15 protein-coding genes and 2 tRNA genes are annotated in these 19,247 nt (G+C 66.2%); 7 read left to right on the forward strand and 10 right to left on the reverse strand.

Annotated features, from left to right (window positions below; all coding sequences use genetic code 11):
- Positions 1-47: 47 nt before the first annotated feature.
- The 5 genes from ArtHe_RS10855 to ArtHe_RS10875 all read right to left on the reverse strand — a co-directional run bounded on the left by ArtHe_RS10855 (position 48) and on the right by ArtHe_RS10875 (position 4,517).
- Complete coding sequence (locus ArtHe_RS10855; protein WP_248319759.1) at positions 48-1,274, reverse strand: CoA transferase; 1,227 nt, start codon at positions 1,272-1,274, stop codon at positions 48-50.
- A 250-nt stretch (positions 1,275-1,524) separates the two neighbouring features.
- The gene (locus ArtHe_RS10860; RefSeq protein ID WP_248316777.1) at positions 1,525-2,091 is read right to left on the reverse strand and encodes a type 1 glutamine amidotransferase domain-containing protein; all 567 of its coding nucleotides are present in this window, start codon (positions 2,089-2,091) and stop codon (positions 1,525-1,527) included.
- Positions 2,092-2,194: 103 nt separating this feature from the next.
- Entirely contained in the window at positions 2,195-4,111 is a 1,917-nt protein-coding gene (locus ArtHe_RS10865) for an AAA family ATPase (protein WP_248316778.1), read from the reverse strand.
- A gap of 188 nt (positions 4,112-4,299) precedes the next feature.
- Positions 4,300-4,373, reverse strand: a tRNA-Met gene (locus tag ArtHe_RS10870).
- A gap of 72 nt (positions 4,374-4,445) precedes the next feature.
- Positions 4,446-4,517: transfer RNA gene (locus ArtHe_RS10875), tRNA-Thr, on the reverse strand.
- A gap of 232 nt (positions 4,518-4,749) precedes the next feature.
- On the opposite strand from ArtHe_RS10875, the gene ArtHe_RS10880 reads away from it, so the two are divergent.
- Complete coding sequence (locus ArtHe_RS10880) at positions 4,750-6,153, forward strand: GAF domain-containing serine/threonine-protein kinase (protein ID WP_248316779.1); 1,404 nt, start codon at positions 4,750-4,752, stop codon at positions 6,151-6,153.
- 42 nt (positions 6,154-6,195) lie between these two features.
- Positions 6,196-6,456 carry a PLDc N-terminal domain-containing protein gene (locus ArtHe_RS10885; RefSeq protein WP_248316780.1) on the forward strand — a complete coding sequence of 87 codons (261 nt, stop codon included), beginning with the start codon at positions 6,196-6,198 and terminating at the stop codon, positions 6,454-6,456.
- A 45-nt stretch (positions 6,457-6,501) separates the two neighbouring features.
- On the opposite strand, the gene ArtHe_RS10890 is transcribed toward ArtHe_RS10885, so the two are convergent.
- The 3 genes from ArtHe_RS10890 to ArtHe_RS10900 all read right to left on the reverse strand — a co-directional run bounded on the left by ArtHe_RS10890 (position 6,502) and on the right by ArtHe_RS10900 (position 10,747).
- The gene (locus ArtHe_RS10890) at positions 6,502-8,385 is read right to left on the reverse strand and encodes a DEAD/DEAH box helicase (protein ID WP_248319761.1); all 1,884 of its coding nucleotides are present in this window, start codon (positions 8,383-8,385) and stop codon (positions 6,502-6,504) included.
- Between the two features lie 411 nt (positions 8,386-8,796).
- Positions 8,797-9,450 carry an MOSC domain-containing protein gene (locus ArtHe_RS10895; RefSeq protein WP_248316781.1) on the reverse strand — a complete coding sequence of 218 codons (654 nt, stop codon included), beginning with the start codon at positions 9,448-9,450 and terminating at the stop codon, positions 8,797-8,799.
- 10 nt (positions 9,451-9,460) lie between these two features.
- Positions 9,461-10,747 carry a glycosyltransferase 87 family protein gene (locus ArtHe_RS10900; RefSeq protein WP_248316782.1) on the reverse strand — a complete coding sequence of 429 codons (1,287 nt, stop codon included), beginning with the start codon at positions 10,745-10,747 and terminating at the stop codon, positions 9,461-9,463.
- Between the two features lie 245 nt (positions 10,748-10,992).
- On the opposite strand from ArtHe_RS10900, the gene ArtHe_RS10905 reads away from it, so the two are divergent.
- Positions 10,993-11,403, forward strand: coding sequence for a hypothetical protein (locus ArtHe_RS10905; protein WP_248316783.1), 411 nt, complete (start codon positions 10,993-10,995; stop codon positions 11,401-11,403).
- 90 nt (positions 11,404-11,493) lie between these two features.
- Here the strand turns inward: ArtHe_RS10905 and ArtHe_RS10910 are convergent, their stop codons facing one another.
- Positions 11,494-12,642 (reverse strand): cystathionine gamma-synthase, encoded by a 1,149-nt coding sequence (locus tag ArtHe_RS10910; protein ID WP_248316784.1) that lies wholly within the window; start codon positions 12,640-12,642, stop codon positions 11,494-11,496.
- A gap of 51 nt (positions 12,643-12,693) precedes the next feature.
- The gene (locus ArtHe_RS10915; RefSeq protein WP_248316785.1) at positions 12,694-14,073 is read right to left on the reverse strand and encodes a cystathionine beta-synthase; all 1,380 of its coding nucleotides are present in this window, start codon (positions 14,071-14,073) and stop codon (positions 12,694-12,696) included.
- A 168-nt stretch (positions 14,074-14,241) separates the two neighbouring features.
- Between ArtHe_RS10915 and ArtHe_RS10920 the strand changes: the two genes are divergently transcribed.
- From ArtHe_RS10920 to aceE, 4 genes are all read left to right on the forward strand, one after another.
- On the forward strand, positions 14,242-15,252 hold the full coding sequence (locus tag ArtHe_RS10920; protein WP_248316786.1) for a 3-methyladenine DNA glycosylase: 1,011 nt from the start codon (positions 14,242-14,244) through the stop codon (positions 15,250-15,252).
- Positions 15,253-15,539: 287 nt separating this feature from the next.
- Entirely contained in the window at positions 15,540-16,037 is a 498-nt protein-coding gene (uraD, locus tag ArtHe_RS10925) for a 2-oxo-4-hydroxy-4-carboxy-5-ureidoimidazoline decarboxylase (protein ID WP_248316787.1), read from the forward strand.
- Positions 16,034-16,375 carry a hydroxyisourate hydrolase gene (uraH, locus tag ArtHe_RS10930; protein WP_248316788.1) on the forward strand — a complete coding sequence of 114 codons (342 nt, stop codon included), beginning with the start codon at positions 16,034-16,036 and terminating at the stop codon, positions 16,373-16,375. Before uraD ends, uraH begins: the two co-directional genes overlap by 4 nt.
- A 117-nt stretch (positions 16,376-16,492) precedes the next feature.
- Positions 16,493-19,234 carry a pyruvate dehydrogenase (acetyl-transferring), homodimeric type gene (gene aceE, locus ArtHe_RS10935; protein ID WP_248316789.1) on the forward strand — a complete coding sequence of 914 codons (2,742 nt, stop codon included), beginning with the start codon at positions 16,493-16,495 and terminating at the stop codon, positions 19,232-19,234.
- Positions 19,235-19,247 lie beyond the last annotated feature (13 nt).

Raw genomic sequence — 19,247 nt, forward strand, 5'->3', positions numbered from 1 at the left:
CAGCGGGCTGCTCCGGGACCGGCAGGCCTGCCCCGTCAATGCTGAGGCTATAGCTGCGCCGGCAGGCCTGCTTCCGCCTCCCCCGTGGTTTCCGTTATCGCTTCCGCAGTGCCTTCCGTCCTGTCCCGCAGCCAGGCGACCACTTCGCCGGTGTGCTGTCCGAGCCTCGGCGGAGCCTCGGACCGGGGTGCCAGAGGTGGATCCCAGAGCGCGGGATGCCGGATCTGCCGTCCGGCGGCCTGCCCGGAGGAATCCTGCACTTCCATGGTGGGCTGCAGGCCCAGCGACGCGGCGTATGCGATGCCCTCATCGATTCCGGCGACCCTCCCTGCGGGGACTCCGGCACCGGTCAGGCGCTGCTGCCAGACGGCGGCCGGTGCGGTTTCCAGCAGCTCCTCGATCAGGGGAATCAAAACGTCCCGGTGCTCCACCCGCGCGCTGTTCGTGGCGAACCGGGAATCGGTGGCCAGGTCAGGGGCGCCCAGCTGCTCCGCCAAGCGGGCAAACTGGGAGTCATTTCCGCAGGCGACGGCCAGCGGCCCGTCGGCGCAGCCCAGCAGCTGGTACGGCACGATCGAGGGGTGTGCGTTGCCCATCCTGGCCGGGACTGACCCGGAACCGAGATACGCCTGGGCCTGGTTCACCAGGGCGCCCTGCAGGCTGGAGAGCAGGTTCAGCTGGATGTGGCTGCCCCGGCCGGTGCTGCGGCGGGCCTGCAGCGCGGCAAGAACGGCAATGGCGGCGTCCTTCGCGGTCAGTACGTCCACCAGCGCCACTCCGGCCTTCATCGGCGGACCGTCAACCTCGCCGGTGATGCTCATCAGCCCGCCCAGGGCCTGGACCACAAAATCGTAGCCGGGAAGGTCCCGTCCACCTTCAGCGCCGAAACCCGAAATGGAGACGCAGATGAGGCCCGGGTTCTCTGCACTGAGTTCCGGGTACGCCAGGCCCAGCCGGGCAAGACCGCCCGGCTTGAAGTTCTCCACCAGCACGTCCGCGCGGAGGGCGAGTTCCCGCGCCAGCCGCCTGCCGCCGTCGTCGTTCAGGTCCAGGCACACGGACTCCTTGTTCCGGTTCACGGACTCGAAGTAGGTGGCGCCGGTTCCCGACCAGGGCGGTCCCCAGCTGCGCGTGTCATCGCCGGCACCGGGGCGTTCCACCTTGATCACCCGTGCACCCAGGTCGGCGAGCGTCATGCTGCACAGCGGCCCGGCCAGCACCCGGGAGAAATCGGCTACCAGGATTCCCTCGAGCGGACGCTGCCCGTCTGTCACCGCAGAGCTGCCGGCTGCGGATTCCTCCAGTGCTGGTTCTTCGCTGGGCACAGGGATGCTCCCCCTTCGCTAGGCCCGGGAGGCTGATTCCCCCGGATGCTTCCACCCTAGGCAGTGGGCCGGAAAAGCGCAGGGACTTCTCATCCAATGTGCTGGACAACCTGCACAGGACCCGGAGCAGGTTTAGACAGCGGTCCGCCCCGGCTGCCACGGGGTATCCCGGGCAGCCGGGGCGGATATGCGGGCAGGCCTAGGCGTGCTGGCCGGCGTGCTGGCCTTCGGAGATTTCCTCTACGACCTTGTCGTTGAAGGCCGGAAGATCATCCGGTGTGCGGCTGGTGACCAAGCCCTGGTCCACGACCACCTCTTCATCGGACCAGTTAGCACCTGCGTTGCGCAGGTCCGTGGCGAGAGTGTGGAAGGACGTCAGGTCCCGTCCCTTCACCACGCCGGCGTCGATCAGCAGCCAGGGGCCGTGGCAGATCGCCGCCACCGGTTTACCTGCTTCGAAGAAGTTACGGGTGAACCGTCGTGCGTCTTCGTTTACGCGCAGGTAGTCGGCGTTGATCACGCCGCCGGGGAGGACCAGTGCGTCGAAGTCCGCAGCGTTGGCCTTGGCAACATCCAGGTCAACGGTGAACGTATCTGCCTTGTCCACGCCGTTGAAGCCCTGGAGGGTGCCGCTGGCCGGCGAGACCAGCACCGGCTGGCCGCCGGCCTGCTTCACCGCGTCCCAGGGGCTTGTAAGTTCAATCTGCTCCACACCGTCCGTGAGCAGGAAAGCGACCTTCTTGCCGGAAATATCATGTACTGACATTTTGCCTCCGTTCGTGGGTCAGGCGGTCCGGCCTGGACCGCCGCTGCCTTCCACCCTAGGAACAAGAGCCAATACTAAGCAAGCTGACGAACTAATCTTTTTGCTACAGGCCCTCGGCGACGGCGGCGGCAGCCTTCAGCCAGGCCCGCTGGGTTGCCGGCCGCAGGGAGGCGTACCGAATCTGGCCCTTCACCAGCGCAGGGTCATAAGGAATGGTCACAGCGGCCCGGGCCAGTACCTTAAAGGCTTCGGCCACCCGGCGGGCCTGGGCTTCGGTGCCGTTGCGGTCAGCCTGGGAGACAATCACGACGGCGCCGCGCGCCAGCTCGGCGGAGCGCCCACCGCGTTCCTGAAGCGCCTCCAGCAGCAGGGCTCCAGCCTCCGCATGCTCTTCGACGGTGGTCGTCGCGATGACCAGCTGATCGGTGTGGTCAATCATCCGCAGCCAGCGTTCGGCACTTTCGTCATTGCCGGAGTCCACGATGTTCAGCCGGAAGTATTTCGAGGCCACTTCATGCAGGGCATCGAAGTCTGCCTGGGTGACCTTCTGCTCGGAGGCCAGGACATTCGGATTAGAGCGGAGGACGTCGTACTTGTCATCGGTCTGGTGGTGCACAAACCGGGCGAGCATCGCCGACTGCGCCACCGGTGAGAGCAGCAGCCCGGTCTCCGGGAGCAGGTCCATAACGGTGGAATCGTGCTGCGCCTGTTCCGTGCGCCAGCCGAGGGTTCCGCGGGTTTCGTTGTTGTCCCACGCCAAAACCGGCCCGCCGCCGTTGCGGGCAAACAACGCTGCCAGCATCACTGTGGTGGGGGTCTTGTTGGCTCCGCCCTTGCCGTTCACCACGGAAATGGTCCGCGGTCCCGGCCAGTGCTGGCTGACGGCACGGGTGTCCCGCCGTTCGGCGAGCTCCTTGGAGGACGGTGCGATGCGCAGTCCCATGGAGGCCAGGAAGCCGCGGAATCCGCGTGCTGCCGGAATCTTCGCGGTGCCGGTGTCCAGGAAGGTCGCCCGGCGGACGTCGTTAGGCTCCCCGCGGACGGCAAGGCGCGTGCGTTCGCGCAGGTCCGCGGGCATCTGGGCGGGGGCCGGGGGCAGCACCGCAACCTCGGCCGCGGGGCGCGCGGTGCCGTCTTCCACGGGTGCTTCAGCATCGCCGGAAGCTACAGGGGCATCGGAGGGAAGAGCACCGCCGGAAGGGGCGGCGTCATCGGCTGGCCCCGAACCGTCCACGAGGGGAAGTTCTTCGGAGTTTACCGGCGGTTCAGCCGGCGGCTGAGGAAGGGCGGCGGGGAAAACCGACGCCGGAAGATCGCTCAGCAGCGGAATCCGGGACATGCCGGCCGTCGCCGGCTCCGGGCCGTCCCAGGCATAGGTGGGCGCTTCCGTTGCGGGCACCTGTTCCAGTTCTCCGGCACCCCGGGCCGGTTCCGTTTCGTTCGGGAGCTCGTTTGACAGTTCCTCGCCGGAAGGCAGCCCACTGGCTGGCTGCAGCGACTCGGTTTTCTCCACGGCGTCGGTTTCTTCCACCGGGTCAGTTTCTTCCACAGGGGCGGCATGCTCGGTAGAGATGTTCGTATCGCTTTCAGTTGTCGATGCACCCGCGCCGGGCGCCCCCACGCCAGCACCGGCCAATTCTGCCTGGGTTTCGGACCCCGCGGCCTCGTGGTTTTCCGGGACAGCGGATCCGGCTTCCGTCCATTCGCGTAACTCATACGCAGGTTCGGTTTCCCCGCGTCCCTGGGCTGCACGGCTCCGGCGTCCGGTTGCGGCCGGCGCGGCCGCGTTTCCACCGTCATCCTGACCGTTGTCCTGGACGCTGGTATCCCAACCGCTGGTGTTCTGAACCGTCCCCCAAGGGCCCTCGACCGCAGCCTCCGCGGGCGCAGCAGCAGCCGCGTCTTCCCCGTCCGGTGCCTGGTCTTCGGTCTGTGCGGCTAACCGGGCTTCCGCGGCCCGGCGGCCCCGCCGGGTGGACAGGGGCTCCGGTTGTCCCGGAGCGGGCAGGTTTTCAGTCATCGGGTCTGCATCTTTCGTTCCGTGCTCGGTGCGATTGATCGGGACGGCGTGCTCTTCTCCCAAGCGATCCTACAAGCCCACGCCCTTCACCGACGGCCCGCAGGGCCGGGAGCGTGCTGCCCTAATGGGCGAAAACACTGTCCCGACAAACAAAATGACCCTCGGAGTAACCTCCGAGGGTCAATCTGTAGCGGTGGGGAGGCTCGATCTCCCGACCTCACGATTATGAGTCGTGCGCTCTAACCAACTGAGCTACACCGCCATAAATGAGTCAAGCCCGCGTGCTAAAGCCATTGCGAACAACAGGCTTAGAAACGCGGACCCTCCCATTGAGAGCCCCGACCGGGAATCGATCCCGGGACCTCCATCTTACCAAGATGGCGCTCTACCACTGAGCTATCGGGGCATCGCCCCCACCGGGGCAACGACATAAAACTCTACCAGCACTTTCTCCGCATCGCGAAATCGATTCGGGCCAAACCGGCCTTCTGTGACAGACAACACTGTTTCAGCAGGTCAGCGGCCGGTCGCGCCGCCCCAAGTGCCACCGTGGACTTACACTCTAGGACAGGAAACAACAGGGTTTCCAAACCGCGGTTTCCCCGCCGGCTGGGTCAGATATTTACAGGAGCGCGCGGATGCCAAGGCAGATGGAACCCGGAACAGTCGTGGGCGGCAGATACCGGCTGCAGGAGCGGATCGGTGCCGGTTCCATGGGATCGGTGCACCGCGCAGTTGATGAACTCCTGGGCCGCGACGTGGCAGTGAAGCTCATTGCCTCCCGTGCCCGCACGGATGAGGAACGCCGTCGTAATGAAGCCGAAGCGAAAGTTCTCTCCCAGCTCAACCACCACAGCCTGATTACTTTGTTCGATGCCGGCACCGAAGTCTCCCCTTCAAGCACCTCGATTGTGTGGCTGGCCATGGAACTGGTTCAGGGCTCCGACCTGAGCCGCCGGCTGGCGAAGGGCAGGCTGCCCGTGCGTCAGGTGGCGCACCTGGCGTACGACCTGGCGATCGGCCTGGATTACATGCACCGCGGCGGCATTGTGCACCGGGATATCAAGCCCGCGAACATCCTCCTCTTTGACTACCGGGAAGATGAAACCCGGCTGCGGGCCAAACTGACCGACTTCGGCGTAGCCCAGATGGCCGGAGACCCTAATCCGCAGAGTGAGGAATTCACCGGGACCGCCGGATTTATGAGTCCGGAGCAGGTCCGCTCCGAACCTGCTGGCCCGCACAGCGATGTCTATTCGCTGGGCCTGGTGCTGCTGCGCTGCCTGACCGGTGAACGTGCCTTCCCCGGCATGGCGGTGGAGAGTGCCCTGGCCCGGCTGTTCCGCGGCCCGGTGATTCCGGACTCGCTGGGGCCCCAGTGGGTTGCAATCCTCCGGGCTATGACGGCCCTTGACCCCGCCGACCGGCCCTCGGCCCATGAAGTGTCGGAGGCCATGCAGGACCTGGCTGCGGCAGGGCGCGGACGGCGCAGCACTGCGGCATCCGACGACCCCGAGCGCATCCGGGCCGCCGAGGAACTGGGAGCAGCGTCCGAAGCGGAGTCGGATCCGGCGCTGGACCGGATCACTGCCGTGGCTGCACGGATCCTGGGCGTCCCGGTAGCGGCTGTTTCCATTGTGGGCGCGGACCGGGTCTGGACAGCGTCGGGCAGCGGCACACGCCGTGGCTCAACGGCCTCAGGCGACTCATTGTGCCCACAGACCGTCCGGGAGGACACGCCGTTCATCGTTGATGACGTACAGCATGACCCGCGCACCGCCGCTAACCCCCTGGTGACCGGTTCCCCCGGTTTTGGCTTCTATGCCGGCGTACCGCTGCGCAACGCCGACGGCCTGGCTCTGGGCACCCTGTGCATCATGGACCGGAAGGCCCGCAGCCTCACCGGCGACCAGGAAGCCACCCTTCGCGACCTCGCTGCCTTGGCAGCGGATGTGCTGCAGCTGCGCCGGGACGCCCGGGGCAGAAACGAACCCCCGGGCTGCGACAAACCTCTGGACGGCGAACTGACTGTGGCAGACTGACTCGAAACCGCGCCGGCAACGGCAGCGTTCCAAGGGGGCGGCATGGAAGAAGGCAACAACCCGGTTGTTCCAGCAGCATGGGAGTTCCTAACCATGGCCATTGGAGCTGCCATCCTGGTGCTGGCCGTCGCCGCGATGATCTCCCTGGCCCGTGACAAGGCCCTTGCGCCGTCCGTGAAAATCCTGTGCCTCCTGGGAATCCTCGCGTTCCCGGTCCTGGGACCAACCGTATGGTTTGTGCATCTCCACCGCTCCCGGCGCAGCCACACCGGAGCAGCGATTGGACGCCTCAAGGGGCGTTAAACGCAGGAAGGGCGCCCCGGAGGACGCCCAACCTGTTAGTAACTCTTAGTCGCGGAAGCGCGGCTTGCGGGCACCGGCACCGGCACCTGCGGGCTTGCTGAAGCTGCGGTCGCCGTCGAACTTCTTCTTGTACGGGCGGTCGGAGCCACGGTCACCGAAGGACCGCTCGCCGTCGCGCTTCTTGAAGTCCTTCTTGTAACCGCGGTCAGCGCGGTCGCTCGAGCCGCCTTCACGGGCCGGACGGCGTCCGTTATCCAGTTCCAGGTGGATCAGCTCGCCGCCGATCCGGGTGCGGGACAGGGCGCGCAGCTGGTCCTTGGACAGATCTGCGGGCAGTTCCACCAGGGTGTGGTCGGCACGGATGTCGATGCCGCCGATCTGGGCGGAGGACAGGCCTCCCTCGTTGGCGATGGCGCCGACGATGGAGCCGGGCATCACGCGCTGGCGGCGGCCGACGGCGATGCGGTACGTTGCGTTGCCTTCGGTCAGGGCGCGCGTCGGGCCGCGGGAGCCGAAGCCGTCGTTGCGGCCTTCGGAACGCTCGCGCTGGCGGGCCGGAGCCTGCGGAATTTCTTCCATCAGCAGCGGGCGGCCGGCCTGGGCCATAACAACCAGGGCTGCGGCGACTTCCTCGGCGGGAACGTCGTTCTCGGCAATGTACTTGGTGACCAGTTCGCGGAAGACGGAGAGGTCTTCGGACTTCATGGTCTCCGTGATGCGGTCGGAGAACTTCGCCAGGCGCTTGGCGTTGACAACGTCAATGCCGGGCAGCTGCATGTGCTCAACGGGCTGGCGGGTAGCCTTCTCGATGGCGCGCAGCAGGTACTTCTCGCGCGGGGTCATGAACAGGATCGCGTCACCGCTGCGGCCTGCACGGCCGGTGCGGCCGATGCGGTGCACGTAGGACTCGGTGTCGTGCGGGATGTCGTAGTTGAAGACGTGGCTGATGCGCTCGACGTCCAAGCCGCGGGCGGCGACGTCGGTGGCGACCAGGATGTCGATCTTGCCGTCGCGCAGGGCCTCGACAGTGCGCTCACGCTGCTGCTGCGGGATGTCCCCGTTGATGGCGGCAGCCTTGTAGCCGCGGGACTTCAGCTTGTCGGCGAGGTCCTCGGTGGCCATCTTGGTGCGGACGAACGCGATAACGCCGTCGAAGTCCTCGGTCTCGAGGATGCGGGACATGGCATCGAGCTTGTGCGGGCCCATGACCTGCACGTAGCGCTGGCGGGTGTTGACGCCGGTGGTGGTCTTGGACTTGACCGTGATTTCGGCGGGGTTGTTCAGGTACTTCTTGGCGATCTTGCGGATCGCGCCCGGCATCGTGGCGGAGAAGAGGGCAACCTGCTTCTCATCCGGGGTGCTGGAGAGGATCTGCTCCACGTCTTCGGCGAAGCCCATGCGCAGCATTTCGTCGGCCTCGTCCAGGACCAGGTACTGCAGGTTGGACAGGTCCAGGGAACCCTTGGAGATGTGGTCGATCACGCGGCCCGGGGTTCCAACAACAACCTGGGCGCCACGGCGCAGGCCGTTCAGCTGGGGGCCGTAGGGGGATCCGCCGTAGACGGGAAGGACGGTGAAGTCATCCATGTGCGCGGCGTAGGAGGTGAAAGCCTCGGCTACCTGCAGGGCCAGCTCGCGGGTCGGGGCCAGGACCAGGATCTGGGTGTCCTTGGTGGGTCCGTTGACCTCGGCCAGTTCAGCCATGCGGGAGAGGGCGGGAACAGCGAACGCTGCGGTCTTGCCGGTACCGGTCTGGGCCAGGCCGACGACGTCGCGGCCTTCGAGCAGAACCGGGATGGTGGCTGCCTGGATGGGCGACGGCGTCTTGTAGCCGACGTCGGTCAGGGCAGCCAGAACGCGGGCGTCAAGGTTAAAATCGGTGAACAGAACCTCGTTGGCTTCTTCAGCTTCAACGGGCGCTTCTACAATGTCTTGGGCATTCTCAGGCACGGGAAATATATCCTCATCAGTGGGGCCGGGCAGCCGGTCTTTGCGGCTGCGAGTACATAAGTCCGGGCACTGTTGCAATCCCAGGCAGGACTCTCCGTCACAGCTGTGGGCCGGTGTCACTGGATTGCGACTTCAGCTCGGTGTGACGATTTCTTTGCCGGCGCTCCCAGGAGATGAATCTGCCCGCATTTTGAATGCGGGCCCCAACACAACGTATACCTGCAGGAACTTTGCCCGCAGGAAAATCAGGGAATACCGGAGTGGGGGACTCTTCAAGTGTACGGCATCCCGGCCGCCGGACCAGCCGCAGGCACCGTGAGGTCCGGCACAGGGCTTCGAATCGCGGCTCCGGCCGGGCTGCGGGCCAGGCTCCGGTTTTTCGTGCGGCTGTTATCCCGCGGCGGGGACGGCCGGTTTCCGCGCCAGGACCTTCCGGATTTCCGGCGACAGATAGTTCCCGGCCTCTCCGGCTGCCAGCAGCAGCTCCCGCTGCCCTGATGTGGGGCCGGTGAAGATGTCGGCGACGGTTACCCCATGTTCCGGCCGGTGGATGACCTCTATCGTGTCCCCTGCCTGGATGGTTCCGCGCTTGATGACCCGCAGGTAGGTTCCCAGCCTTCCGGCCGCGGCGAAGCGGGCCACCCACCGGGGCTGGCCCATGTACTGGGCGAAATTCCGGCACGGTGTCCGTGGGCAGGTGACCTCCAGGACCACGGTGCCGCCGATCTGCCAGCGCTCCCCCACCACTGCACGGGAAACGTCGATTCCGGCGACGCGCAGGTTCTCACCAAAGCGGCCCGGCGGAACGGCTTCCCCAAGCTCCGCTTCCCAATACGCGGCGTCTTCCTGCGAATAGGCGTAAATGGCTTTGGATTCCCCGCCGTGGTGCTTGCGGTCTGCCTGCAGATCACCGGTCAGTCCCAGCGCATAGACCTGCACCGGCCCCTCAACGGCGCGCTTGTCGATCGCGGTCACACCGGTCGCGTCAGAGGTGGGCAGCAGGGTGTGGAGCCGGCAGGCGGCCAGCAGGGTTCCGGTGCTCATGGGCACCAGTCTAGGACCGCGGCACCAGGTCGACGGCGGAGGCTTGCCCGGTGCGCCACCATCCCTTGGGCCGGCCCGGCCAGAGCAGGGCGAACCACCAGGCCAGCATCGCGGCCCCGCAGAACACTCCGGCGCTGGCAGCCATCAGCCACAGGACGGGTTCCTGGGCGTTCAGGTCTTGTGCGCCAAGGACCTGGGCCAGGGTTTTGGGTGAAAAGTAAAACACGGTCACGGAGGTGCAGAGCAGCACCCAGCCGGTGATCCGCAGACCCCGCCGGCCGGCGGGAAGGCTCAACAGTCCGGCGCCGATGAGCGGTAGGAACACCGCCACCCAGACCCAGTGGTGGGACCAGGAGACCGGTGAAATCAGCAGCATCAGCAGTGCCGCGGCGGCAAGCGCCAGCAGGTCGGATCCAGCAAGCACCGCCAGCCGGATGACGACGGCGGCGGCAGCGGCCGCTGCCAGGCTCAGCAGCAGCCAGTATGGCGTCACCTCGGCCTGCGGGCCGGTGAAGTGCAGCAGTGCCCCGCGGATGGAGAGGTTGTCCACGTAGGCTCCGCCGCCGACCCGCGAGGTGTCCGGGAGAAGTTCGCCCCAGTAGATTTTGGATTCCCTCGGCAGGATGAGGAAGCCGAGGCCGAAGGCGGCGAGGAAGCCAAAGGCCATGTTCCGTAGTCCGCGCCAGTCCCCGCGGACCAGGTAGTAGAAGGCGAACGCCAGCGGCGTCAGCTTGATTCCGGCGGCCACCCCGGTGAGGAGGCCGCGTGGCCAGCCTGGCCGGCGCTCCAGGAAGTCCAGCATCACCAGGGCAAACAGGAGTATGTTGATTTGCCCGAAAGCCAGGGTTTCCCGCCACGGGCCCAGTGCTGCCACCAGCCCGAAGGTCAGCACCGCTGCCGGACGCAGCCAGAAATCCCGCAGGACCGCCTTGGCACTGTGTTTGCCGCTGAAGTGGCTCACCAGCCACAACGCGGTCAGTGCGGTCAGGACAAGGGAGATCCCGAAGAAGATGTCTCCGCCGGCCTTCGGGCCGAAGGGCGCAAAAAACACGAACAGCAGGGCCGCGGCCGGCGGATAAGTGAACATCAGGGCCGGATTGGCACCGTTCGGAACGCTCACCGAATACAGCTCTCCGCTGGCATCAATGATGCTCTGTCCTCCGGTCACGTAGACCGTGAAGTCCAGTCCGTCGCGCGGAGCCAGATCCATCGCCAGGAAGAGAAGGCCTGCGGCAGCCGCGCCCGCGCCGAGCACAAGGGCAGCTGCAGCCACCCGCGAACGCAGTACCCTGGCCATTTAGCCGTCCCTCCTGCATCGCCGCCATTGGGCGGGCGAGCGAGGGTCACTCTACCGGCGCGGAAACCGCTGCGGCGCTGAACCGGCCGAAATTAACCAGGTAGTTCCCGTGATTCATCTGACGGCCGGCCAGTCTCCGCCGTCCCGGCCTGGTGCGGCGTGGAGATACGGTTAGAACTGCACAGGAATGAGCGGGCGGAACGTTGTGCCGAACAGCGGAGCCGACGCTATCTAAGGAGACCTACTTGAGCAGTTCCAATCTGCCTATGCCCGGCACCATGCGGCTTGCGTTCCTGGCATGGCTGGTAGCCGCCGTCGTCCTGCTCCTGGCCGGCGGCTCGTTTCTCTTTACGGCCCAGACCCAGCGGCAGGACAGCCAGGGCTTGCTGACGCTGGGTGTCCTCGGTGCCGCGCTGGGTTTGCTCACCGCGTTCTACGCCGTCCGGCTCCGGCATGGCAAGCGCAGCAGCCGGGAAACCCTGACTACCCTGGGGCTGATCGCCGGCGTTCCGCTGCTGTTCCGCGGCCCTTCCCTGATGGCCCTGGGCGCGCTGCTGCTGGCCTGCGCTGCCCTCCTCTGGCTGCCGCCGAGCAGCCGCTACTTTGCCGCCCGGGATCCGAAGGTCCGCAGGCGCAGGCTTCCCGGCCGCCGCTGACACGCCGTCATAAGCCCAGCCAGACACGCAAAAAGCCCGCCGGTCCGCGTTCGAACCGGCGGGCTTCTGCGTGCGTCCCGGCGCTGAGTCCTAGAGCTGCTTCAGCGCCTGGTCCAGGTCTGCGATGAGGTCCTCAAGGTCCTCGATCCCCACTGAAAGCCGCAGCAGGTTCTCCGGAACGGCCAGCTCGGTTCCCTTCACCGAGGCATGGGTCATTTCCGACGGATAGTTCATCAGCGATTCCACGCCGCCCAGGGATTCGGCCAGTGTGAAGACCTTCGTGGATTCAGCGACCTTGCGGGCGGCGGCTTCACCGCCCTTGAAGGACACCGAGACCATACCGCCGAAGTCCTTCATCTGTGCCTTGGCCAGTTCGTGTCCGGGATGGTCTTCCAGCCCCGGGTAGAGCACCGATTCTACGGCCGGCTGGTCCAGCAGCCACTTGGCCACGGCCATGGCGTTGGTGGAGTGGCGGTCCATGCGCACCCCGAGGGTCTTCAGCCCCCGGGTGGTCAGCCAGGCTTCCATCGGTGCCGAAACCGCACCGACAGCGAACTGGATGAAGCCGATCTTCTCCGCCGCGCCGTCGTCGTTCAGGATCACCGCACCGCCCACAGCGTCGGAGTGCCCGCCGATGTACTTGGTGGTGGAGTGCACCACGATGTCCGCGCCCAGTGCCAGCGGCTGCTGCAGGTAGGGCGAGGCAAAAGTGTTGTCGACTACGAGCAGGGCACCGGCGTCGTGCGCGGCCTGGGCGATGGCAGCGATGTCGGAGATCTTCATCATCGGGTTGGACGGCGTTTCGAGCCAGACCATTTTGGTGTTCCCGGCGACGATCGCTGCCTGCAGCGCGGCGGCGTCGGACATATCCACGGCCGCGTTGGTAATCCCCCAGGGCGAAAGGACCCGGTTGATCAGCCGGTAAGTGCCACCGTAGGCATCGTTGCCGAGGACAATGTGGTCCCCGGGAGCCAGGAGGGCACGGATCAGGGAATCCTCCGCAGCCAGGCCGGAGCTGAAGGAAAACGCGTGGCGTCCGCCTTCCAGCGCCGCCAGCTGTTCCTGCAGCGCGTCACGGGTCGGGTTGGTTCCCCGGCCGTATTCATAGCCGTTGCGCAGCCCGCCGATCCCATCCTGGGCGTAGGTGGTGCTCTGGTAAAGCGCCGGGATCACCGCTCCGGTGGTGGGGTCCGGGGACTGCCCGGCGTGGATCGCTCGCGTGTTGAAGCCTGTGCTCATGGTTTTCCTCCTGGTGCCGGTAGCGGCGGGATGGGTCGGCGGATGGCGCGGTTAGGCGCTGAGATAGGACAGCAGGTCGTGGCGGGTGAGGATTCCGACGGGAGCCCCGTCCTGGGTCACCATCAGCGCGTCGTTTTCCTGCAGCCGTTCCCTGGCAGCGGCAACGGATTCGCCGGCGCCGATCAGCGGCAGCTTCTCCCCCAGGTGTGCACTGACCGGGTCGGTGGGCTTGGCCTCCCCGCGGAACAGCTTCTCGGTCAGGGAACGCTCGTCCACGGAACCCGCAACTTCCCCCAGGACCACCGGTGGCTCCTGGGACAGCACCGGGAGATAGGAAACGCCGTACTCGTTGAGGATGCCGATGGCGTCCAGCACTGTCTCGCCCGGGTGGGTGTGGACCAGATCCGGAAGTGCCCCGGACTTGGTGGCCAGCACATCGCGGACGGAGGCTTCCTCTTCGTCCCCGGCGAGGAAGCCATAGGACTTCATCCAGCCGTCGTTGAAGATTTTGCCCATGTAACCGCGTCCGCTGTCCGGCAGCAGGACAACGACGACGTCTTCCGGCCCCAGGTCCTTGGCGGCCTGGAGCGCGGCGACCACCGCCATGCCGGAGGAGCCGCCCACCAGGAGGCCTTCCTCGCGGGCGAGCCGGCGGGTCATGGCGAAGGAAGCGGCGTCGTTGACGGCAATCACCTCGTCCGGAACGGACGGGTCGTAGTTGCCCGGCCACATGTCCTCCCCTACGCCTTCGACGAAGTAGGGGCGGCCGGTGCCGCCGGAGTACACCGAACCTTCGGGATCCGCGGCGATAACCCGCACCGGACCGGAGGGGCGGTCAGCCGAAATTTCCTTCAGGTAGCGGCCGGTGCCGGTGATGGTGCCGCCGGTGCCCGCGCCTGCCACGAAGTGGGTGACCTGCCCGTCAGTGTCCTTCCAGATTTCCGGGCCGGTGGATTCGAAGTGACTGGCCGGGGCAGCGGGGTTGGAGAACTGGTCCGGCTTGTAGGCACCCTCAATTTCGCGGACCAGGCGGTCAGAGACGCCGTAGTAGGAGTCGGGGCTGTCCGGGGCGACGGAAGTAGGCGTGACCACCACTTCGGCACCGTAGGCCCGCAGCACGTCGCGCTTCTCCACCCCCACCTTGTCCGGGGTCACGAAAATGCATTTGTAGCCCTTTTGCTGGGCCACCAGGGCCAGGCCGACGCCGGTGTTGCCGCTGGTCGGTTCGATCACGGTTCCGCCGGGCTTGAGTTTCCCCTCGGCTTCCGCGGTTTCGATCATCCGGACCGCGATCCGGTCCTTAATCGACCCCCCGGGGTTGAGGTACTCCAGCTTCACCAGCACCGTGGCTTCAATGCCTTCGGTGACGTGCTGCAGTTTTACCAGCGGAGTGTTGCCGATCAGGTCCAGGACAGTGTTGGCATACTTCATGGGCACCACGTTACTGGCTAAGTCTTTCCGGATCAGGTGGCGCTGAACACGGCGTAGCAAACCGGCCCGGCGCCCTGGGCTGCGGCTTCCGTTACATCAGCTGGGCTTCTCCTTGGCGGCGGCCGGTTTTGGGACAGAAGTGGTCTTGGTCCGTGCGAGCATGGTGGCATGTCCTCCGGCACCGCAGTTTCCTCCTCAGACCGTTGGGGCGCCGCCCCCTGCCGGTCCGGAGTGTCCAGCGCCGCGGTTGCCGGGTTCGAGTTCTCCCGGCCCCTGGATCTCGCCGGAACCCTGCGTGTTTTAGCCCATGGACGCGGGGACCCGACCGTCCGGATCTCCGGATCCGAGGCCTGGCTTGCCTTCCGTATGCCGTCCGGTCCCCTCACGCTGCGGCTGGTGCAGCAGGCGGGCCCCGTCCTGTCCGGAGGACGCGTGGCGGCACAGGCCTGGGGTCCCGGCGCCGCCGAGGCACTGGGCTCAGTACCCGCACTGCTGGGCGAATTCGATGACTGGCGTACCTTCGACGAGCCTGATTTCCTGGCCACCCTCCCGCACGGCCTGCAGGAAGCGCGGCGTCGGCATCCCGGTATCCGGCTGCCCAGTACCGGGCGGATCATCGACTCCCTGGTTCCTGTGGTGCTGGAGCAGAAGGTGACCGTCATGGAGGCCACCCATGCCTGGCGTTATTTAGTTCAGCGCTTTGGGGACCCTGCGCCGGGACCTGCGCCCGCCGGATTAATGGTTGCGCCGGACGCCGCGGGCTGGCGGAAAGTTCCGAGCTGGGACTGGCACCGTGCCGGCGTCGACACCCAGCGTTCGCGCACCGTGCTGCGTGCCTGTTCCGCGGCGTCGGGCCTGGAACGCCTGGCGCAGCAGGCGCTGGGGCCGGAGGTTTCGGCGAAGCTGCAGTCCCTGCCCGGGATCGGGCCCTGGACCGCGGCCGAGATTCTGCAGCGCACACACGGCTCCCCGGACGACGTCTCGGTCGGGGACTTCCACCTGGCCGCCTATGTTGGTGCCGCTCTAACCGGCCAGCGGACCGACGACGCCGGGATGCTGGCACTGCTCGAACCGTGGCGCGGGCACCGGCAGCGCGTGGTGCGGCTGATCGGGCTGACGGGATTCCGCAAACAGGCCTACGGTCCGCGGCTGGCCCCTCAGGACCACCGGCGGCACTGATCCACTGCCCCGCAGTAGCGACCCCGGGGCAGGCGCGGCCTGTACAGAATTGCTCTGTGCCCGATAGACGTGTGACCGATTGTTCTGTGCCCGATTAGCCTGGGCCCGGCTGGACACGGTTTTGCCGGGCCGCAGCTCAAGTGGATCCACTGAATTGACACGTCCAAGGGCATGGGTTTCACTATTACACACAATGGAATATTAATTCCGCTTTATGAAATTTATTGGGGAAGCCCCGTGGCAAGGGGTTTCCCGCGTACCCCCGGACCAACCCCAAAGGACCGTCAATGCTGCTCCACGACTTCAATGAGGCCAGCCGCGCGGAGGTCACCGCCGCACTCCTCCCCTGCCTTGACGTTCCGCGCTGGGCCGCCCAGATCGCTGACGCCCGTCCTTTCGCCTCCACCGGCGACCTGCTGCGTTTTGCCGGGGACGCTGCCGCTCCCCTCTCCTCCCGCGAGGTCGAGGCCGCCCTGGCCCGGCACCCCCGGATTGGTGAGCGCGCTGCGGGCGAGAACGCCGAAGCTCAATGGTCCCGGCAGGAACAAGCCGGGCTGGGCACTGCACCGGAGACGGTCATAGCCGCCCTGGCCGAGGGCAACCGCCGGTACGAAGAGAAATTTGGCCGGGTCTTCCTGATCCGCGCCGCCGGGCGCACCAAAGAAGAGGTCCTTGAGGCACTCCGGGAGCGGATCAACCTCTCCGCCGCCGAAGAGGAACACATTGTGCAGCAGCAGCTGCGCCAAATCGCAGTTCACCGGTTGGAAGGAATGATCTCCCAGTGACAACCTCACACATCACCACGCACGTCCTGGACACCGCCGCAGGAAAGCCCGCAGCAGGGATACCCGTCCGCCTAAGCTCCCTCGAAGACGGCATCTGGACCCAGCTGGCAACGTCCGAAACGGATGCCGATGGACGCGTCAAGACCCTTGGCCCCGCGGCGCTGCCCTCCGGGACCTACCGCCTGGAGTTCACCACCGCAGAGTACTTCGCGCGGCAGAATACGCCGGCGTTCTTCCCCGAAGTCCTGCTCACCTTCGATGTTGACGGCGGCGAAGCCCATTACCACGTCCCGCTGCTGCTGAGCCCGTACTCCTTCTCCAGCTACCGCGGCAGCTGACCCGGCCGTGCGGCAGCGGCCGGCATCGCGCTGCCGCACTGCACCCGTACCCGCTGTGGCAGCGCTGCCACAGCCTTCGACTCCTTCTACTCTCTTCAACGATGAAACGAGGCTGCAATGGCTGCAGGCGAAGACACGTCCCCCATCCTCAGCGGGCTGACAAGCCAGCTGCCGGACCGTGACCCGGAAGAAACTGCAGAATGGATTGAATCCCTGGATGAGCTAATCCGCTCGCAGGGTACGGAGCGGGCGCAGTTCATCATGCGTTCCCTGCTCCAGCGGGCAGGCTCCCGCTCCGTCGGCGTCCCCATGGTGACCACCACCGACTACGTCAACACCATCCCGGTGGACCAGGAACCCGAGTTCCCCGGCGATGAGGAAGTTGAACGCCGCTACCGTGCCTGGCTGCGCTGGAACGCTGCGATCATGGTCCACCGCGCCCAGCGCCCCGGCATCGGCGTCGGCGGCCACATCTCCACCTACGCCGGAGCCGCGACCCTGTACGAAGTGGGCATGAACCACTTCTTCCGCGGCAAGGACCACCCCGGCGGCGGCGACCAGGTCTACTTCCAGGGCCACGCCTCCCCCGGCGTCTACGCCCGGGCCTTCCTCGAAGGCCGGCTGTCCGAAGAGGACATGGACGGGTTCCGGCAGGAGAAGTCCCGCGAGGGACACGCCCTGTCCTCCTACCCGCACCCGCGGAACATGCCCGATTTCTGGGAATTCCCCACCGTGTCCATGGGCATCGGCCCGATGAACGCGATCTACCAGGCGCAGTCCAACCGCTACCTGCAGAACCGCGGGCTCAAGGACACCTCCGACCAGCATGTCTGGGCGTTCCTGGGCGACGGCGAAATGGACGAGCCGGAATCGCGCGGCCTGCTCCAGCTCGCGGCGAATGACAAGCTCGATAACCTCACGTTCGTGGTGAACTGCAACCTGCAGCGCCTGGACGGTCCGGTGCGCGGCAACGGCAAGATCATGCAGGAACTCGAAGCGTTCTTCCGCGGTGCCGGCTGGAATGTCATCAAGGTTGTCTGGGGCCGGGAGTGGGACTCCCTGCTGGAGAAGGACAACGACGGCGCGCTGGTGGACATCATGAACTCCACCCTCGACGGCGATTACCAGACGTACAAGGCCGAGTCCGGCGGGTTCGTGCGGGAGCACTTCTTCGGCAAGACCCCGCAGACCAAGGACATGGTCGCTGACCTCTCGGACCAGGACATCTGGAACCTCAAGCGCGGCGGGCACGATTACCGCAAGGTCTACGCCGCGTACAAGGCTGCCACCGAGTTCAAGGGCAAGCCCACGGTGATCCTGGCGCACACGGTCAAGGGCTACGGCCTGGGCACGCACTTCGAGGGCCGTAACGCGACGCACCAGATGAAGAAGCTGACCCTGGATGACCTCAAGGCCTTCCGGGACCACCTGCGGATCCCGATCAGCGATGAGCAGCTCGAAGCCGATCCGTACCAGCCCCCGTACTTCCACCCCGGTGCTGATTCCCCCGAGATCAAGTACCTGCTCGAGCGCCGCCGCGAGCTCGGCGGCAACGTTCCCGAACGCCGTGAGCAGCACGCCCCGGTGAAGCTGCCCCCGGCAGGCTCCTACGCAGTTGCCAAGAAGGGTTCCGGCAAGCAGTTCGCGGCCACCACCATGACCTTCGTCCGGCTGCTCAAGGACCTGATGCGGGACAAGGACTTCGGTGACCGGCTGGTCCCCATCGTCCCGGACGAATCACGCACCTTCGGCATGGACGCTTTCTTCCCCACCGCCAAGATCTACAACCCTGACGGCCAGAACTACCTCTCCGTGGACCGGGACCTGATGCTGGCGTACAAGGAATCCCCCGCCGGGAAGCTGCTCCACCCCGGCATCAACGAGGCCGGTGCAGTGGCAGCGTTTACCGCTGCCGGCACAGCGTACGCCACCCACGGCGAACCGCTGGTTCCGGTCTACGTGTTCTACTCGATGTTCGGTTTCCAGCGCACGGGAGACTCCTTCTGGGCAGCAGCTGACCAGCTGGCCAGGGGTTTTGTTATTGGTGCCACGGCCGGCCGCACCACCCTGACCGGTGAGGGCCTGCAGCACGCCGACGGCCACTCTCCGATCCTGGCCTCCACCAACCCCGCGGTGAAGACCTACGATCCAGCCTACGGATACGAGATCGGGCACATCATGCGCCACGGCCTCGAAGAGATGTATGGCGAAGGATCCGCTGACCGGAACCTCATGTACTACCTGACGGTCTATAACGAACCAATAATCCAACCGGCCGAACCGGAGGATCTGGATGTTCAGGGGCTGGTCCGCGGGATCTACCGGGTATCCGCATCGGCGGCAGAGGGGCCTAAGTGCCAGCTGCTGGCCTCCGGGGTATCCGTTCCCTGGGCCGTGGAAGCCCAGAAGCTGCTCGCCGAGGATTGGGGAGTTTCCGCCGATGTCTGGTCCGTGACCTCCTGGACCGAGCTGCGCCGTGACGGCCTGGCCGCCGAGGAAGAATCCTTCCTCAACCCGGATGCCGAGCCGCGCGTGCCGTTCGTGACCCAGCAGCTCGCCGGCGCTGAAGGGCCGGTTGTGGCCGTCACCGACTACATGAAGGCAGTTCCGGACCAGATCCGGCAGTTCCTGCCGAACGAATTCGCCTCACTGGGGGCGGACGGCTTCGGCTTCTCGGATACCCGTGCTGCGGCCCGCCGATACTTCAAGAACGACACCCACTCCGTGGTGGTCCGCACCCTGCAGCTGCTCGCCGCGCGCGGCTCGGTGGGTGCCGACATCCCTGCCTACGCCATGGACCGCTACAAACTCCTGGACGTTAATGCAGGAACCACCGGCGGGGCCGGGGGCGACGCGTAGGTCCGGCGGGCTC

Origin of the sequence: Arthrobacter sp. Helios, assembly GCF_023167125.1 — a bacterium.
Lineage (GTDB): Bacteria > Actinomycetota > Actinomycetes > Actinomycetales > Micrococcaceae > Arthrobacter_B > Arthrobacter_B luteolus.

Coding starts and splice junctions, on each gene's coding strand:
- ArtHe_RS10860 (WP_248316777.1), bottom strand. CDS start 2,091: ATGTCAGTACATGATATTTCCGGCAAGAAGGTCGCTTTCCTGCTCACG.
- ArtHe_RS10865 (WP_248316778.1), bottom strand. CDS start 4,111: ATGACTGAAAACCTGCCCGCTCCGGGACAACCGGAGCCCCTGTCCACC.
- ArtHe_RS10880 (WP_248316779.1), top strand. CDS start 4,750: ATGCCAAGGCAGATGGAACCCGGAACAGTCGTGGGCGGCAGATACCGG.
- ArtHe_RS10885 (WP_248316780.1), top strand. CDS start 6,196: ATGGAAGAAGGCAACAACCCGGTTGTTCCAGCAGCATGGGAGTTCCTA.
- ArtHe_RS10895 (WP_248316781.1), bottom strand. CDS start 9,450: ATGAGCACCGGAACCCTGCTGGCCGCCTGCCGGCTCCACACCCTGCTG.
- ArtHe_RS10900 (WP_248316782.1), bottom strand. CDS start 10,747: ATGGCCAGGGTACTGCGTTCGCGGGTGGCTGCAGCTGCCCTTGTGCTC.
- ArtHe_RS10910 (WP_248316784.1), bottom strand. CDS start 12,642: ATGAGCACAGGCTTCAACACGCGAGCGATCCACGCCGGGCAGTCCCCG.
- ArtHe_RS10915 (WP_248316785.1), bottom strand. CDS start 14,073: ATGAAGTATGCCAACACTGTCCTGGACCTGATCGGCAACACTCCGCTG.
- ArtHe_RS10920 (WP_248316786.1), top strand. CDS start 14,242: ATGTCCTCCGGCACCGCAGTTTCCTCCTCAGACCGTTGGGGCGCCGCC.
- uraD (WP_248316787.1), top strand. CDS start 15,540: ATGCTGCTCCACGACTTCAATGAGGCCAGCCGCGCGGAGGTCACCGCC.
- aceE (WP_248316789.1), top strand. CDS start 16,493: ATGGCTGCAGGCGAAGACACGTCCCCCATCCTCAGCGGGCTGACAAGC.